The 16,092-nt window shown below is 44.8% G+C and carries 14 protein-coding genes and 4 tRNA genes; 1 reads left to right on the plus strand and 17 read right to left on the minus strand.

All coding sequences use genetic code 11. The annotated features are described in order from the left end of the window. Positions 1-47: 47 nt before the first annotated feature. From GT1_RS00075 to GT1_RS00115, 9 genes are all read right to left on the minus strand, one after another. On the minus strand, positions 48-1,166 hold the full coding sequence (locus GT1_RS00075) for a Nif3-like dinuclear metal center hexameric protein (protein ID WP_188396541.1): 1,119 nt from the start codon (positions 1,164-1,166) through the stop codon (positions 48-50). Next, the gene (locus GT1_RS00080; RefSeq protein WP_075755501.1) at positions 1,157-1,846 is read right to left on the minus strand and encodes a class I SAM-dependent methyltransferase; all 690 of its coding nucleotides are present in this window, start codon (positions 1,844-1,846) and stop codon (positions 1,157-1,159) included. Before GT1_RS00080 ends, GT1_RS00075 begins: the two co-directional genes overlap by 10 nt. 151 nt (positions 1,847-1,997) lie before the next feature. Next, positions 1,998-2,073, minus strand: a tRNA-Val gene (locus GT1_RS00085). A gap of 156 nt (positions 2,074-2,229) precedes the next feature. Then, positions 2,230-2,304, minus strand: a tRNA-Glu gene (locus GT1_RS00090). A gap of 8 nt (positions 2,305-2,312) precedes the next feature. Next, positions 2,313-2,387 (minus strand) — tRNA-Ile (locus tag GT1_RS00095). Between the two features lie 161 nt (positions 2,388-2,548). Next, a tRNA-Asn gene (locus GT1_RS00100) sits at positions 2,549-2,624 on the minus strand. A gap of 61 nt (positions 2,625-2,685) precedes the next feature. Next, entirely contained in the window at positions 2,686-3,792 is a 1,107-nt protein-coding gene (rpoD, locus tag GT1_RS00105; protein WP_075755500.1) for an RNA polymerase sigma factor RpoD, read from the minus strand. 56 nt (positions 3,793-3,848) lie between these two features. Beyond that, positions 3,849-5,669, minus strand: coding sequence for a DNA primase (gene dnaG, locus GT1_RS00110; RefSeq protein WP_188396543.1), 1,821 nt, complete (start codon positions 5,667-5,669; stop codon positions 3,849-3,851). 376 nt (positions 5,670-6,045) lie between these two features. Next, a complete protein-coding gene (locus GT1_RS00115) occupies positions 6,046-7,044 on the minus strand; it encodes a deoxyguanosinetriphosphate triphosphohydrolase (protein WP_188396545.1) in 999 nt (332 codons plus the stop codon). 134 nt (positions 7,045-7,178) lie between these two features. Here GT1_RS00115 and GT1_RS00120 point away from each other — a divergent pair, with 134 nt between their 5' ends. Further along, positions 7,179-7,655, plus strand: a complete 477-nt coding sequence (locus GT1_RS00120; protein WP_188396547.1) for an LptA/OstA family protein — start codon at positions 7,179-7,181, stop codon at positions 7,653-7,655. Between the two features lie 87 nt (positions 7,656-7,742). Here the strand turns inward: GT1_RS00120 and GT1_RS00125 are convergent, their stop codons facing one another. The 8 genes from GT1_RS00125 to GT1_RS00160 all read right to left on the minus strand — a co-directional run bounded on the left by GT1_RS00125 (position 7,743) and on the right by GT1_RS00160 (position 16,035). Further along, on the minus strand, positions 7,743-8,564 hold the full coding sequence (locus GT1_RS00125; RefSeq protein WP_188396549.1) for a pyruvate, water dikinase regulatory protein: 822 nt from the start codon (positions 8,562-8,564) through the stop codon (positions 7,743-7,745). Continuing rightward, a complete protein-coding gene (locus tag GT1_RS00130; protein WP_188396551.1) occupies positions 8,557-9,216 on the minus strand; it encodes a helix-turn-helix transcriptional regulator in 660 nt (219 codons plus the stop codon). The genes GT1_RS00125 and GT1_RS00130 overlap by 8 nt, the downstream gene beginning before the upstream one ends. Positions 9,217-9,284: 68 nt before the next feature. Continuing rightward, complete coding sequence (gene glyS / locus GT1_RS00135) at positions 9,285-11,348, minus strand: glycine--tRNA ligase subunit beta (protein WP_188396553.1); 2,064 nt, start codon at positions 11,346-11,348, stop codon at positions 9,285-9,287. 3 nt (positions 11,349-11,351) lie between these two features. Then, entirely contained in the window at positions 11,352-12,227 is an 876-nt protein-coding gene (gene glyQ, locus GT1_RS00140; protein WP_075755493.1) for a glycine--tRNA ligase subunit alpha, read from the minus strand. A 394-nt stretch (positions 12,228-12,621) separates the two neighbouring features. Next, entirely contained in the window at positions 12,622-13,062 is a 441-nt protein-coding gene (locus GT1_RS00145) for a DUF4342 domain-containing protein (RefSeq protein WP_075755491.1), read from the minus strand. A 57-nt stretch (positions 13,063-13,119) separates the two neighbouring features. Further along, positions 13,120-13,863 carry a DNA repair protein RecO gene (recO, locus tag GT1_RS00150; RefSeq protein ID WP_188396555.1) on the minus strand — a complete coding sequence of 248 codons (744 nt, stop codon included), beginning with the start codon at positions 13,861-13,863 and terminating at the stop codon, positions 13,120-13,122. 235 nt (positions 13,864-14,098) lie between these two features. Continuing rightward, positions 14,099-15,394: a hemolysin family protein gene (locus GT1_RS00155; RefSeq protein ID WP_075755487.1), complete on the minus strand. Its 1,296-nt coding sequence runs from the start codon at positions 15,392-15,394 to the stop codon at positions 14,099-14,101. Positions 15,395-15,453: 59 nt separating this feature from the next. Further along, entirely contained in the window at positions 15,454-16,035 is a 582-nt protein-coding gene (locus tag GT1_RS00160) for a DUF502 domain-containing protein (RefSeq protein ID WP_075755485.1), read from the minus strand. Positions 16,036-16,092 lie beyond the last annotated feature (57 nt).

Below are 16,092 nucleotides of genomic sequence, written 5' to 3' on the forward strand. Positions count from 1 at the left end.
CTAAGCAGTACTAAAACAAGAGTTACTCCGGTCAAGACACAGCTGTATTAATAGGATCTAAATACATCCTGCTGTACATTACTAGCCATAATTTGTACATTCCAGTTTTTTTTGCCGGCACACAGGGTTAAATACCTGACCACACTTTCCACCACCGGTTGTTCGGTAGCAAAATGACCGGCATCTATAATAACCATCCCCTCAGCAATTGCCTGCTGGGCATCATGATATTTTACATCGCCGGTCACCAGGACATCGGCTCCCGCCTTACTTGCGGCTTCAATCAAACTGGCCCCGCTGCCACCGCATACCGCCACAGTGTTAATTACAGCATCGGCCGGACCTGCCACTTTAATTGCTTCAACAGCTAACGCCGTCTTTACCTTCTGTATAAATTCTGCCAAAGGCATTGACTCTGTCAGGCGGCCAACACGTCCCAAACCGTGACGAAGGCCGCTATTTTTAAGTACATATTCATCGTAAGCAACTTCTTCATAAGGATGGGCCGCCAGCATGGCAGCAATCACCTCAGAGCGCCGCGATTTTGTGACAATGGTTTCCAGCCGGTATTCCTCAACAAATTCAAGCTTGCCCTGTTCACCGATAAATGGCGCAGTCCCGGCAAGCGGTAAAAATGTGCCGATCCCCTGAGTCTGAAAAGTGCAATGGCTGTAATTCCCAATATGCCCCGCACCAGCTTCAGTCATAGCCATGCGCACCTGTTCGACATGGGAGGCAGGAACAAAAACTGCCAGCTTGTGCAGCGGCTCCTGATAAACCGTCGTCAGCGGCGCAATAGCCAGCAGATTGAGTTTCCGGGCCAGTACATCATTCACTCCCCCGGGCGCACTGTCAAGATTGGTATGGGCGGTATATACGGCGATTCCATGTTTAATTAAAGTGGACAACATACTTCCTAATGGCAAATCGGTGCGAAGCTGCGAAATTTTTTTAAATATTAGCGGGTGATGGGCAACAATCATGTCAGCGCCTGCCGCGATTGCTTCACTAATAACCGCCATATCTACATCCAAAGCTACACTGACTTTATGTATAGTCTGTTCCGGACTGCCAACCAACAGACCAACATTATCCCAATCCTCTGCCAAATAACCAGGAGCTAACTGCTCAAGCCCGGCAATAATATCACGGCATTTTACAGACATGCAAGCTTGTCCTCCAATTCTTTCAGTTTTCCATTAAACTCTCTGTATTTTACAGAATTAACGGCTTCCGTACTGCCGGCCATTGCCGAAAGTACGCCACGCAAATGACTGATCAATTCTTCGATATGCTGTTTCAACAGCGGATGCCTTGTATGCCAGAGCAGCGGTCCAATTTCATATAATACCGGCTCCACTTGCCGGCTTATTCCTTGTTCTGCCGCAATGATCTGATATAACCGCCCATCCTCTTCCACCAATTGTTCATCAACGATGTGCCAATTGTTAATACATAACCATTCTCTAACAAGTGCGGCAGCAATCATGGGTTGTAAAATAAGGCGTTTAATGCTTATCGTCACCTCTGGCCGGGATGTCAAAATGTCAATAATATTTGCCCCACCCATGCCGGCAATCACAGCGACGTCGGCTTCACCGGGGCTAAGTACCTCAAGGCCATTCCCCTGCCGTACGGAAACCTGTTCTGCCAATTGCCGGGATTCCACCGCGTTTTTCGCCGATAGATAGGGGCCATAATGGATATCTCCGGCAATAGCGCGGGAAATAACATTCCTGGTAACAAGATATATTGGCAAATAAGCATGATCTGTACCGATATCGGCCATAGTTGCTCCGGCAGGAACCATGTCTGCAATGGTTTTTAATCGTTCGCCCAATTTCATTGTGTATCCTCCTGTCGGTTTGTCCTTGTTATTATTTCGCCTGGTGGCTAAAAAATCCTTTCCTCCTATATAGTAAGAAAAATCGCTGACGCGCAAAATCATTCTATTAGACTAAACAAAAAACCTGCGAGCTTAACTTCGCAGGTTTTTATGGTGGGCGATGACAGGATCGAACTGCCGACATCCTGCTTGTAAGGCAGGCGCTCTCCCGGCTGAGCTAATCGCCCGGGTAATTAGAATAAAGGATGTTCTGCGCTACCGCTCAGAACTAAGCAATTCGCACAGGTTCTGGTATCGCTTTCGCTCTCCAAAACCTGGCTCTCTGCTTATCACTCAGGTTCTCATGTCGCCTATCGGCTCGTGAGAACCTGGTTCGCTGCTTATGGTGACCCGTAAGGGAATCGAACCCTTGATACCGCCGTGAAAGGGCGGTGTCTTAACCGCTTGACCAACGGGCCAGAACAAATGGTGGGCCCACCTGGGATCGAACCAGGGACCAGCCGGTTATGAGCCGGCTGCTCTACCGCTGAGCTATAGGCCCTAGAGAGATTAAAACAGGTTTTCCGAAGAAAGCCTGTTTGGAAACATAGTTAGAAACGTATAGGATAGGATGTTCCGCGCTACCGCTTGGAACTAAGCGATTCGCACAGATTTCCGCGTCGCTGTCGCTCCTAGAAATCTGGCTCTCTGCTTATCTGCTTATGGCTCCTCGAGTAGGACTCGAACCTACGACCGATCGGTTAACAGCCGATTGCTCTACCAACTGAGCTATCGAGGAATATCGCCAACGTTAATTATTATAAGATAATGTATTTATTACGTCAAGTAGTTTAGCAAATTTATTCAAGGAAGTCTTTTAATTTCTTACTGCGGCTTGGATGACGAAGTTTCCTCAGTGCTTTAGCTTCTATCTGGCGAATCCGTTCACGGGTAACGCCAAAATACTGCCCCACTTCTTCGAGAGTACGAGCCCGGCCATCATCCAGGCCAAATCTGAGACGCAGCACTTTCTCTTCACGCGGAGTAAGTGTTTCAAGCACTTCCTCCAGCTGTTCCTTAAGCAACATAAATGATGCTGCTTCAGCAGGAGCAGGCGCGTCCTGGTCTTCAATAAAGTCGCCTAAATGAGAATCTTCTTCTTCACCAATAGGCGTTTCCAATGATACAGGTTCCTGCGCGATTTTCATAATTTCCCGTACCCGCTCGACACTAACATCCATAGCTTTGGCAACTTCTTCCGGCGATGGTTCACGCCCAAGTTCTTGCAGCAGCTGGCGTGACACGCGAATGAGCTTGTTGATGGTTTCCACCATGTGCACTGGAATACGGATAGTACGAGCCTGGTCGGCAATAGCTCTGGTTATGGCCTGGCGTATCCACCAGGTAGCATATGTGCTAAATTTATATCCCTTGTTGTAGTCGAATTTTTCTACAGCCTTAATTAGTCCCAAATTACCTTCTTGAATAAGATCAAGGAACAGCATCCCCCTGCCAACATACCGCTTGGCAATACTTACAACCAGTCGTAAATTAGCTTCTGCAAGCCGGCGTTTGGCCTCCTCGTCTCCTTGCTCCATACGCTTTGCCAGTTTCACTTCTTCATCAGCGGTTAAGAGCGGTACCCGGCCAATTTCCTTAAGGTACATACGAACAGGGTCATCGATGTTAATGCCTTCAGGAATGGTGAGATCTATATCTACTTCTTCGGCTGTGGATTCAATCTCAGCCATGTCAGGGCCTTCAATCAATTCACTGTCCGGGGCATCATCAACAATTTCAATACCTTTATTGCTAAAGATTTCATACATATCATCAATTTCATCAGGACTCATATCATCGGTCTGCATAGTATCCATAATTTCGGCATATGTTAACACACCGCGTTTTTTTCCTTTATGCAATAGCTCATTGACATGCTCGCCTGAAGTATTTTTCTTATCGGCCATAGTTTTCCCCCCTTCCCGTGGCAATCGACAGTAGTTGATTTATCCATACCTGCTTATTAGTGATGCAATTTGCTAATTTCATGTTTAATTCGCTGACTTTCCGCCAGTTCCTGCAGAAAGCTACTATCCCCCATGCGTTCTAATTCGTCGGCCATCAGCCGGTGTTGTTCGTACAATGTTGTTAAATGAGCTAACCTAATGGTTTTTATACAATCATCTACTAATTTGACTACATCCTCAAACTGTATTTCCATTAACATAATATGTGAAAATTCGTTATTGGCTTTTTCACTTAAGCTATTCACAACTGTATTTAGTTCTGCCTGTGTAATATTTTTTTCCATATTATACGCATTAAATATCAAATTAATTATCTCTTGTTGCAAAACACCTTGAAATTCTTGTGGAAAAATTTTTGCAAATACATAAGGAACCAGTGATAAATCATCGCACATCAAACGAATCAGTTGACGTTCAGCCTGAACTACTGCTGGTGCCGGTTGTTTATATAAGAAGGCAATGTTTATAGTTTTCCCGTTTTTTACATTTTTATCCTTTTTAAGCTGAACTATATATTTTGTTATTTCGCTCCGTAAAGCGCTTTCATCAACAGCAAGTATCTGAGATAACCGTGTAATATGAGCATTGATTTCTACCGCATTATCTGCCTCGGCCAAAATGGGTGCCAGTTTGCCAACAACAGCAATTTTGCCTTGAACAGTAGAATAATCATCTGATTTTAACGCTTGGTCAAGCTGATAATCCAACAGAGACTGTGCTGCTGCCAGTAACTCTTCAAAGGCTGCACTGCCATGTTTCCTAATAAACTCGTCCGGATCCTTACCATCTGGTATTGTTACTACCCTGATAGCTGCGCCTAATGCCCGCACAGTATTGAGCGCCCGCAGGGTTGCATTCTGGCCGGCTGCATCGCTGTCATAGGAAAACAAAAGCTCAGTATTAAGGTTATTAAGTTTCAGGAGGGTTCTGGCCTGTTCTGGTGTAAAAGCCGTCCCCAGGGATGCCACTACATTTTTGATGCCATGAGTATACAGCGTGATAGCATCCAGATAACCTTCAACAATAACTACCTTGCCTAAGTCGCGAATAGGCTTATATGCACTCTCAATGCCGTATAGTACCTGGCGTTTATTAAAAACTTGAGTTTCCGGTGAATTAAGGTATTTAGGCTGAGTATCATCCAAAACCCTGCCACCGAAACCTACAATCCGGCCTCTTACATCGCTTATCGGAAACATAATACGGTTACGGAATCGATCGTAAACGCCATCTCCTGATGTCCGGGCAGCACACAGCCCTGATTTCAGCAGTATATCAAGAGTAATGCCTCTTTCACTGAATGCTGATGATAGTTTATCCCAGAATGGTGGTGCAAACCCTAGTTTAAAAAAATCAATACATTCAGCAGTTATGCCACGACTGGTCAGATAATCACGGGCCGGTTTACCATAATTGGTTTTGGTTAGACAGGAATGAAAAAAATCTCTGGCTAACTCGTTTACCTGATATATTTTGGCTATTTCCTGATCCCGGGCTTGCTCGCGCGGGGATTTTTCCTTTTCCGGCATAGGAATGTTAAGTTTTTTCGCCAAGAGCTTTACCGCTTCAAAAAAAGTAATGCTTTCAACTTTCATGAGGAAATTGAAAACATTGCCACCGCTCTGACAACCAAAACAATAGAAAAAACCTTTATCCGGAGTTACCGAAAACGAAGGTGTCTTCTCGTTATGGAAAGGACAGCATCCCCAGTAATTTTTCCCTTTCTTTTTTAACGCAACATAGTCTGAGACAATACTGACAATATCACTTTCCGAGCGCAACCTATCGATAAAATCATCGAAAATCGCATCTTTCATAAACTCACCTTATCCAGGCAATGAGCAAATTCTCCTGCTGTGTTTTTAGATACATGATTCTGCAAATAGTTCCAACATCTGACTTAATTCTGCATTAAGAGTAATATTCCTGCCAAAAAACAGCAAATATAGAAAGTTGTTTATGCATAGTTCAGTGCAACCGTGTTTTTCAGCAGTTACTTTAGTAATTATTATTCAATATAAATGACAAAATTCCTCTTTTACATCTTGACAAAACTGATAATATTTGTTTAGAAAGAAAACACGGCTTGTGCCGAGCCTCTGGCAACGGCACAAGCCGATGTTGATCCTGTTTATAAGAAAGTTTACTTTCTGTTAGGATAAAAAACAGAGCCTAAGGTGTAAGCTCTGCTGACTATTTTGGTATCCCCCAGGTAGCAGGGATAAATAATTTTTCAAACTGCTTAATGGCATACAAATCCGTCAAACCGGCAATATAGTCAACAACAATGGTTTGCAGCCCCCATCGTTCTTCACGTTCCAAAAATTCCTGTGGCAAATTGCCAGGAGCGGACATGTAGGATTCAAAAAGTTTGCTAATAACGTACATAGCCTTTTTCCGGTCAGGTTCAAGCGCATCTGAACGATAAATCCTGCTAAACATGAATGAACGGAATTCGTTCATAGCGTCTTTAACCCGGCCGGACATAATAATTTCATTTTTTCCATCAGACTCTGTAATAATATCTGACACCATAACCGTTATCATGCTGGAGGGGTTTGAACCGAGTACCTTAGAAACCTTTGCCGGTAAATCTACCGGCTTGAGCATGCCGGCCCTAATACCGTCATCATAATCATGACACAAATAGGCGATACGGTCGCCGTAGCAAACGATATTGCCCTCAAGCGTAAAGGGTTTATTTTCGCCTGTATGGTTTAAAATTCCATCTCTTACTTCGGCAGTCAAGTTAAGCCCTTGTCCGTTCCGTTCCAAATGCTCTACCACTCGTAAGCTTTGCTCATTATGATGATAACGCCCGATAAGGTCACGTAAGGCGTATTCCCCTGCATGTCCAAAAGGAGTATGTCCGACATCATGCCCCAACGCGATGGCTTCTGTCAAATCTTCATTAAGCCTGAGTCCACGGGCAATAGTCCGGGATATTTGCGCAACCTCCAAACTGTGCGTCATGCGCATACGGTAATGGTCACCAGGAGATATATATACTTGCGTTTTATGTTTAAGACGTCTGAAGGCCTTACTATGAATCACGCGATCCCGGTCCCGTTGAAAGGCTGTACGAAAATCACAAAACGGTTCTTCATGATCCCGGACGGCTTCCCGGCTTTTTGCAGCATAACTGGATAATATTTTAAATTCTTGTTCTTCAATGCGCTCACGAATTTTCATATGTTCAGCCTCCTTTTCTATATATTATACATTATTTCCCTTTATGAGACTAGTTTTTCTCAGTATTACACATTTTGGCAGAGCACAACTCCGAATAATTTGTTATAATGATATAATAGAAAGGGGCGTAACGGATGAGAACCAAAATATTTTTATCCACTCTTTTAATCTTAGTACTTTTCACAGGCCTGGCAGCGGCAGCAAAACCGGTAGTAACAGCTGATCGTACATATTTTGATATTAGTACCGGTCTTTATGTTCTAAATGGCAACGTCCGCATTGAGATGAAAAACCGGATAATAACTGCCGGCCAGGCAAAAGTTAACCCGGTTTCACTGGAAATCTGGGGTTCGGGCGGCATCACCGTAACTGAGAATGATGTGCATTTTACCGGTGACAGTGTATATGTCTACGGCACTAAGGATAAGGCAAAAATTGACGGTGGCGTTAACCTGTCCCGCAACGGATTAGCTATCACAGCCGATACTGTGGAATTTAACTGGCGTACCAAAATAGCTGTTTTTAACGGCAATGTTAATGTAGCTCAAAACGGCAGCCATTGGTCAGCTGATTCTGTCAGCTATAATGTCAAACTTAATAGTTTCCTTTAAAATGATTTAAAGTGATTAAGAAAATCCCTGGCCGCAACAAAATGCGTACCAGGGATTTTTACTATTTGGCGTAAAACGTCATTTTTTTTACAAATTGACTAATTTGTTTTTCTGAACAATTTCCAATATCCGGTTTGCCGTCTCTTCGATAGCTTTATTGGATACATCAATTATCGGGCACTGCACTCGGCGCATAATCGACCGGGCATAGTCAAGCTCCTCGTGTATCCGCTCAATATTGGCATAGCTGGCATCAGGCCCTAATCCCATTGTTTTGAGGCGTTCACTGCGAATTTCATTAAGCTTGAACTTGTCAATAATCAGGCCAACCGTGCGATGAGGCGGTACTTGAAAGAGCTCCTGCGGCGGCGGTATTTCCGGCACAAGCGGCACATTGGCCACTTTGACTTTTTTATGAGCCAAATACATGCTTAGCGGGGTTTTTGAGGTGCGCGAAACACCAAGAATTACAATATCGGCTTTTAGCAACCCCCAGGGGTTTTTGCCGTCATCATACTTTACGGCAAACTCTACCGCTTCCACCCGTTTAAAATATTCCTGGTCAAGTTTATGAATAAGCCCTGGTTTTAGTCTGGGAGTTATGCCACTGATGTCTTGCACTGCAGCAATCATCGGACCCATAATATCGATTGTCGGAATATTATGTTCTTTGGCCTGTTCTAATAATGCCTCACGCAAATCAGGAGAAACTAAGGTATGACAAATAACACAAGAATGGTTGGCTGCTTCCTGCACTGTTTCGGCAATTTGCTCCACCGAGTTGATATAAGGTATCCGGATAATATCAAATTCACTGGAATTAAACTGACTAGCCGTAGCGCGAGCCACCATTTCAGCCGTTTCACCAAGAGAATCTGATAATGCATAAATAATCGGCAGCTTAGCCATAACTGTCTCCTCCTCGTCCTTCGCCAATTTCAACAAACACTCTGGTAATATTGGTTTTAGTTAGACGCCCGACTACTTCATGCTCATGAACTTTGTTGCCCCGCAGGTTAGCCGGAACAACAACCGGCAGACTATCCACCTCGTTGTCAATAATTTTTTTGGCAGCTGTTAAAATTGGTTCCTCCGGAGTTGTTGTAATTATTTTCGTCACCGGTGTCATAAGTACCTTTACAGGCATTTTATGCAGGTCGCTTCCACCCATAGCCACCTTAAGCACATCTTTACGCGAAACCACTCCACCTAAAATGCCGCCTGGTTCAACAACATATACTGAACCGACATCTTCCAGGAACATAGTGACAACAGCATCATAGGCGCTTGTGCCAGTGGTGACAACAACAGGCACTGATTGCACATCCTTAACTTTTATCCTGTTAACTTGTTCAGTTAGCAAGCTTAGAGTATTTTTGCCGGTATAGTAGTAGCCCACCTTGGGTCGGGCTTCTACCATACCGGACATCACCAGGATAGCTAAATCAGGCCTAAGGGCGGCTCTGGTTACACTAAGACGTTCAGCAATTTGTTCCCCGGTAATCGGGCCTAATGTTCTGACCATCTCAGCAATTTTTTCTTGCCGCGGCGTTAAACCCAATAACTGCCCCCCCTTTTTGCTGATAGAAAGGCTACATAAGCCGCATTTTTCCTACAGGCGAAAAATGACTATATTACGACAATTTTAGTTAAATCAGCGGTATGTGCGGATAGGCCGGAAATGGCTTTTAGTAACGCCAGACGGTTGTTTTTGACAGCCGTATCTTCCACCATAACCATGACGGCTCCGAAAAATGCATCAATTGGTGCAGCCATAGCGGCCAGTACGGTGAGCACACCCTGATAATTTTTTTCGGCTTCATGCTTTTCAACGGCTGCCCGGGCGTCGGTGTATGCTTTATATAAAGCGTGTTCAGCCTCGGCTGTAAACAAACCTGGATCAATAGTCTCTGAGCTGGCATTCTTCGCTAAATTTCCTACACGAATCAGCGCCTGCACTGCTTTTTGCATAGCGATAGTTCCGCCTTCGACAGCCATGGCTTTTGCCCTTAACCAGGTATCATAGACATCATCAACACCTGCTGCTAATACGGCATCGATCATATCATACTTTAGCGCTTCATCTGTTAGAACATTTTTTATCCGCAGACGGAAAAAATCTTGTATGTCTGCCAACAGTTTAGTCTGCCGCTCATTATCGCTTATACCCAATAAATCCATAGCCTGAGCGGCTATCGCTGTTAAAGAAACAGGATACTTGGCTTCAATTAAAATATGTACAATACCCAGCGCCTGACGCCTGAGTGCGTACGGGTCCTGTGAACCTGTGGGAATGAGGCCCCGGCTGAACGTAGCCACAATATTATCCATCTTATCAACTATGCTGATTAATCGTCCTGCGGTTGTTTGCGGCAGCATGTCACCGGCAAACCGTGGCAGGTAATGTTCAAATATCGCTTGGGCAACTGCCGGATTTTCGCCATGCAGCAGCGCATATTCACGTCCCATGATACCTTGGAGTTCGGTAAATTCGCAGACCATGCCTGTCACTAAATCAGCTTTGGCCAGATGTGCTCCCCGGTTAACGATAGTAAGCTCCTCCTGGCTGATTCCCAGCATCTGTCCAATAGCAGCCGCCAAACGTTCTAAACGCAGTACTTTATCATAGAGTGTACCCAAGCCTTCCTGGAATACTATAGATTTTAGTTTCTCCACCCGGTCGTTCAAAGCTACTTTTTGGTCTTCTTCAAAAAAGAACCTGGCGTCAGCCAATCTGGCCTTCAATACCCGCTCGTTTCCGTGGCAAACAATGTCAATATGCTCGGCACCGCCATTCCTTACGGTAATAAACATTGGTAAAAGCTTGCCATCTTTGCCGGTTACGGGAAAATACCGCTGATGCTCACGCATGGGAGTAATAATAGCCTCCGGCGGTAAACTAAGATATTTTTCTTCAAAACTGCCGCATAAGGCTGTGGGATATTCCACTAAATGAACTACTTCTTCCAAAAGTTCTGCATCAATGGTCGCTGTTCCTCCCCGGCTCAGCGCTAAAGTTTCAATTTGCTCCCTGATTACACGGCGGCGTACATCCGGGTCAACCATAACGTAGTTTTCGTCAAGCCGGGAAAAGTAATCTTCCACCGAATTCACTTCGATTTCAGCCTTACCCAGGAAACGATGCCCGCGCGTCATGTTGCCGGAAGTTACTCCCGGCAGAGTGAAAGGCACCACTTCACTGCCAAACAAAGCTACCACCCAGCGGATAGGACGGGCAAAACGCATATCCAGATCTCCCCAGCGCATACTTTTGGGGAAAGATAAATGGTTGATAATATCGGTTAACAGTTCTGGCAGAAGTTCGGTTGTCTGCCGGCCTACTTCCTGGACAACAGCGTATATATAGCCATCTTTAACCACAAACGCCGAAGGATCAACACCCTGTCCCCGGGCAAACCCCAAAGCGGCTTTGGTAGGGGTGCCATCTTCAGCAAACGCTATTTTAACAGATGGTCCTTTATTTTCGCTATGTTTGTCGGCTTGACTGCCGGCAACCGCTCTGATGATAACAGCCAAACGCCGCGGCGTGCCGACAGTCCTGACCTCGCCGTGGACAATTCTAAGTTCCGCCAATTTGGTTTTTGTTATATTTTCCAGTTGTGCCAATGCACCTGGCATAAATTTCGCAGGAATTTCTTCTGTTCCAATTTCCAAGAGTAGATCTTTGCTCATGGCTTATTTACCTCCCTTTAGGAGCGGATAGCCGAGATTTTCCCGCTGCTCCAGATAACCTTGCGCACACAGACGGGCCAGATTCCGTACCCTGCCGATAAAGGCGGTACGTTCACTAACGCTGATGGCGCCGCGGGCATCAAGCAGATTAAAACTGTGGGAACATTTTAGCACATAATCATATGCCGGCAATACATAACCCAGTTCAACAATACGAATGGCTTCTTTTTCGTACAAATCAAACAGCTTGAATAATAGCTCAGTATCGGCAATTTCAAAATTATAATGGGATTGTTCCACTTCATTGCGATGAAAAACATCACCATAGGTAATACCATTTACCCATTCAATATCAAAGACATTTTCCTTGCCCTGAATATACATGGCCAAGCGTTCCAGTCCATAGGTAATTTCTACAGATACTGGTTTAACATCAATACTGCCCACTTGCTGAAAATAAGTAAACTGAGTAATTTCCATACCGTCCAGCCACACTTCCCAGCCCAAACCCCAGGCCCCCAAAGTAGGGGATTCCCAGTTGTCTTCCACGAAGCGGATGTCGTGTTTTTCTGGCTCAATTCCCAGTTTCGCCAAACTGGCTAAATATAATTCCTGAATATTCGCCGGTGAAGGTTTCATAATAACCTGATACTGATGATGCTGGAATAAACGGTTGGGATTATCCCCATACCGTCCGTCAGCCGGGCGGCGTGATGGCTCAACATAGGCCACATTCCACGGCTCAGGCCCGAGCGCCCGTAAAAAAGTCGCCGGATTCATCGTACCTGCACCCTTTTCTACGTCATAAGGCTGCTGAATAATGCAGTTTTGTTCTGCCCAAAAATTTTGCAATGTCAGGATTATCTCCTGGAATGTCATAGAATTCCCTCCTAAAAAAAATAAAAACATCTTGTCCCAGTAACTTTAATCAAGTTACAGGGACGAGATGTTATTCCCGCGGTTCCACCCTGATTGGGCACATAGAAGCGCCCCGCCTTAATCTATTGCAGGTTTTACTCTCTGACGATTTCCTCCTGCGGCTTGGGAAGGCCTTTCACCTTGATAATACCGGGCTTACACTCTCCCCGGTTCGCTGTACGGCAAGGTTACTTATTTCCCGCATTGCCTCATTGTATACTTTTTTATCCTAACAGAAAGTATAACTTTCTTAAGAACAGGATAAGTGCAACATCGGCTTCCACCTTCGCCAAAGGCTCAGCGCAAGCCGTGTTTTCTTTACCAGAATAACAAATGTCCTCAGGTTTGTCAAATACTAAAACACATCTTTAGGGAAATCAGCCTTGGCGGCTTCGGCTTCATCAGTGTCATCGGCATCAGGTTCCTGGCGTACTACCTCGATAGTACAACGTTTGAACACAGCCACTAATACACCCAGAGCAGCCAATTGCGGCAGCACTACAGCACCGATGGCACCTAAGGCAACCGGTATTTCAGCCAACACCCTGCCTTCATGCTTCACGCGTATTTTATTGACATTACCTTCCCGAATGAGTTCTTTGACCTTATCAATAACCTCAGTAGAACGTACTGAAAATTCCTCTGTCCACTTCCCATCAGTTTTGGTTAAACCCTCAAGTTCAATTAGAGTATCAATCACATTGCCCTGATTACGTTCCAAAGCCTCTTTGGCTTCCCGGTACGAAACACTTGTGCGTTCTCTAATCAGGTCGATTTTCTCCAAGGTAATATCCATGTCATAATCCCCCAAGCAGTTTTGCTTAGTTTCTCCTTATTACAGCAAAGCTATTCTTTATTCTAAGGAGTTAATCCGGTTAATGAACTCCAGTGACTTTAAAGGGCGCTCCAACTGGTGTCGGACAAACCCATACAGCAAGGTTTCGATATTTACCAGGATTCTGGCATTAACAGCAAACTGCCCTGGATTATCTAAATCAAGAGTGCATACTTGTTCTAAAAACTTTTGGTCGGCCTGGTGAAAAACAGGGTCATTCGCCAGGCTGCATTCGGCACAAGTGCTGCCACCGGCAGCAAAACTAAAGCTAACTGGGAAAATTAGTTTTTTGCCGCATTGCGCGCACCGCTCATACTCAGGTTGAAAACCGGCTAAGGCTAATAGCTGCCATGCCCCTGCCAGGGCCGAAATACGCGGGTTGCGAACGGCAAGCAAACGAAAAACCGCCAGCAAGGTATCATACGCCGCAGCTTCAGGCTGCCGCTCTGGCCATAACCCGGTTGCCAGTTCGGCAATGAAATTAGCGTATGCCAGTTTGGTTAAATCTTCTCTGATTTCCCGGAAAGAAGTTTGCACTTCACATTGTTTTACCGCATCCATGCCTTTTCCGGCAGTCATTGCCAGAGACAAGTGGGTAAATGGCTGGAGGCCTCCTCCCAGCTTGCTTTTAGGTTTACGGGCACCATAGGCCATAGCTCTTATGATTCCATATTCACGTGAAAATAAAGTGACCACTCTGTCGGCAACGCTCCAATCGCGTGCTGCCAACAGAATGGCTTCTGTCTGATACTCTACTGCCATCTAGCCTCACGTAATCCATGATTTGAAAAATTTGCTGGTAAAAGCATCGGTTCTGTGGATTCATCCGCCGGTTCAGAGGTATTGCCAGGACAATCTTGACATGCACGATAAGCAAGGTAAGCATCGATATTACCGGTACTAAAGAAAATCTCCCACATGGTTTCCCGTAATAACACTCGACATCATCCCTTCACACAATATTGACAAGCAGGATTAGCCACAAAAACCTATTATATTACGCTTCTGCCACTGCTTGCAGCGGCAAAAGCGGCACAGCCTTAACTCTTACAATCCTAAAACCGTTAACATGCAGCACCTCAAAGGAATAGTCACCGATATCCACCTTGTCACCGGCCTCAGGACGCCGTCCCAACATGCCGAAGATATAGCCGCCAAGGGTGTCTTCCTCATGTTCATCCAATCGGATATTTAAAAGTTCGGTTACATCATCTAAAAGTACTCCGCCGTCAAATTCATAGCTGCCGTCAGGCAAACGCTGGATTTCCACCTCTTCAGTTACATCATCATGTTCATCCTGAATATCGCCAACAATTTCTTCAATAACATCTTCCATCGCCACTAGTCCGGCCGTGCCTCCGTATTCGTCCGCAACAATAGCCAGATGGGTACGCTTACGCCGCATAACCTGCAATAAGTGAGCTACCGACATGCCTTCGGGAACCACCAATATTTCGCGCACAATGGCGGTTAAATCCTTTTTATTATTTACAAGCAAATCAAAATCCATTATATCGCGAATATGAATCATGCCAATAATATGATCCTTATCCTCCAGACAAAGCGGATATCGGGTATGGCCGGTTTCTCTAACCACTCGCATATTTTCTTCAAAAGAATCATCAGCAAACAAGCAGATCATATCCTGGCGCGGTACCATGATTTCCCTTGCCAAACGATCAGCAAAATCGAAAACATTATCAATTAATTCGCTTTCCATCTGATTGAGTACCCCGCCGCGGTGACTGGCACTTACAATCATCCGCAGTTCTTCCTCCGAGTGAGTCAGTTCTGCTTGGTTAGCAGCCTTAATCCCCATCAAACCCAAAATCGACTTGGCTGCTTGATTACACAGCAAGATAAAAAGATATCCGGCCTTGTGAAAAATGTATAGCGGCCAGGCACAAGCCAATGCCAGATTCTCCGGATGTTGAATAGCCATTGATTTTGGCACAAGTTCTCCTAAAACAATGTGCAGGAAAACAATGGTCATAAAACCGATGACAATACTTATCGTAGAAATCAGCCACTCGGAAACCGGAATATAATTGAGTAACAGGGGACCTATCAAAGCAGATATGGCCGATTCCCCCAGCCATCCCAGCGCCAAAGATGTCAGTGTAATACCCAGTTGGGTTGCTCCCAGATATGTGTCAAATGAGTTTACTACTTTTAAAGCTATTTTAGCCCGGCCATTGCCTTGATGAGCCAGTTCTTCCAGCCTGGTTTTCCGGATTTTCACCAGTGAAAACTCAGCCAGCACAAAGAACGCATTTGTTAAAACCAATAGCATGACGGCCGCCAGTTTTATTAAACTGAATAAAGGCGAATCGATAAAGCATCTCTCCCTAGTTATTTGGAATCATTACTGCGTGGCATAATAGAACCTGCAGTAATAACATATTGTAATGCGCTTTCGCTAGTTACATCTAAAGGTATTATGTCCCGTCTGGGCACAATAATATTAAATCCTGCAGTCAGATTTAAGCTCATAGGAACGAACACGCAGACATGTTCTTCACTAAATTTTTCCGCCAGCGGTGCTGATAATTCAGGCATAAGAAATCCCAGTGATTTGACTCCCGGGTGGGGATAAGGCACTAAAACCGCATTTTGCAAAAGTTTTTGTGATTCAAATACTGCCGTTGCCAATTGCTTGACACTGTTATATATAAATTTCACTACAGGTATTGAACCTAACAGCCGCTCGCCGTACCCGATTACATTTTTTAAAAGCCAGTGGGAGGATAACCAACCCACAAGAACAATTACCAGCAATACCACAACCAGAGCCACGCCGGGAAAATGAATCGGCAGATATTGTCCCAGCAAACGATCAGTGAATGAAAAGATATTGATAACAACAAACGTCGTGATGGTAATTGGTACAATGAGAATTAACCCATTAAAGAAATATTTAGAAAACCACTTCATTAATTCACCTCTCCTTACAAATCATACCATTAACCACCGTATTGGTCAATATATGTT

This window comes from Sporomusa sp. GT1, from assembly GCF_014634905.1.
Taxonomy (GTDB): Bacteria; Bacillota; Negativicutes; order Sporomusales; family Sporomusaceae; genus Sporomusa; species Sporomusa sphaeroides.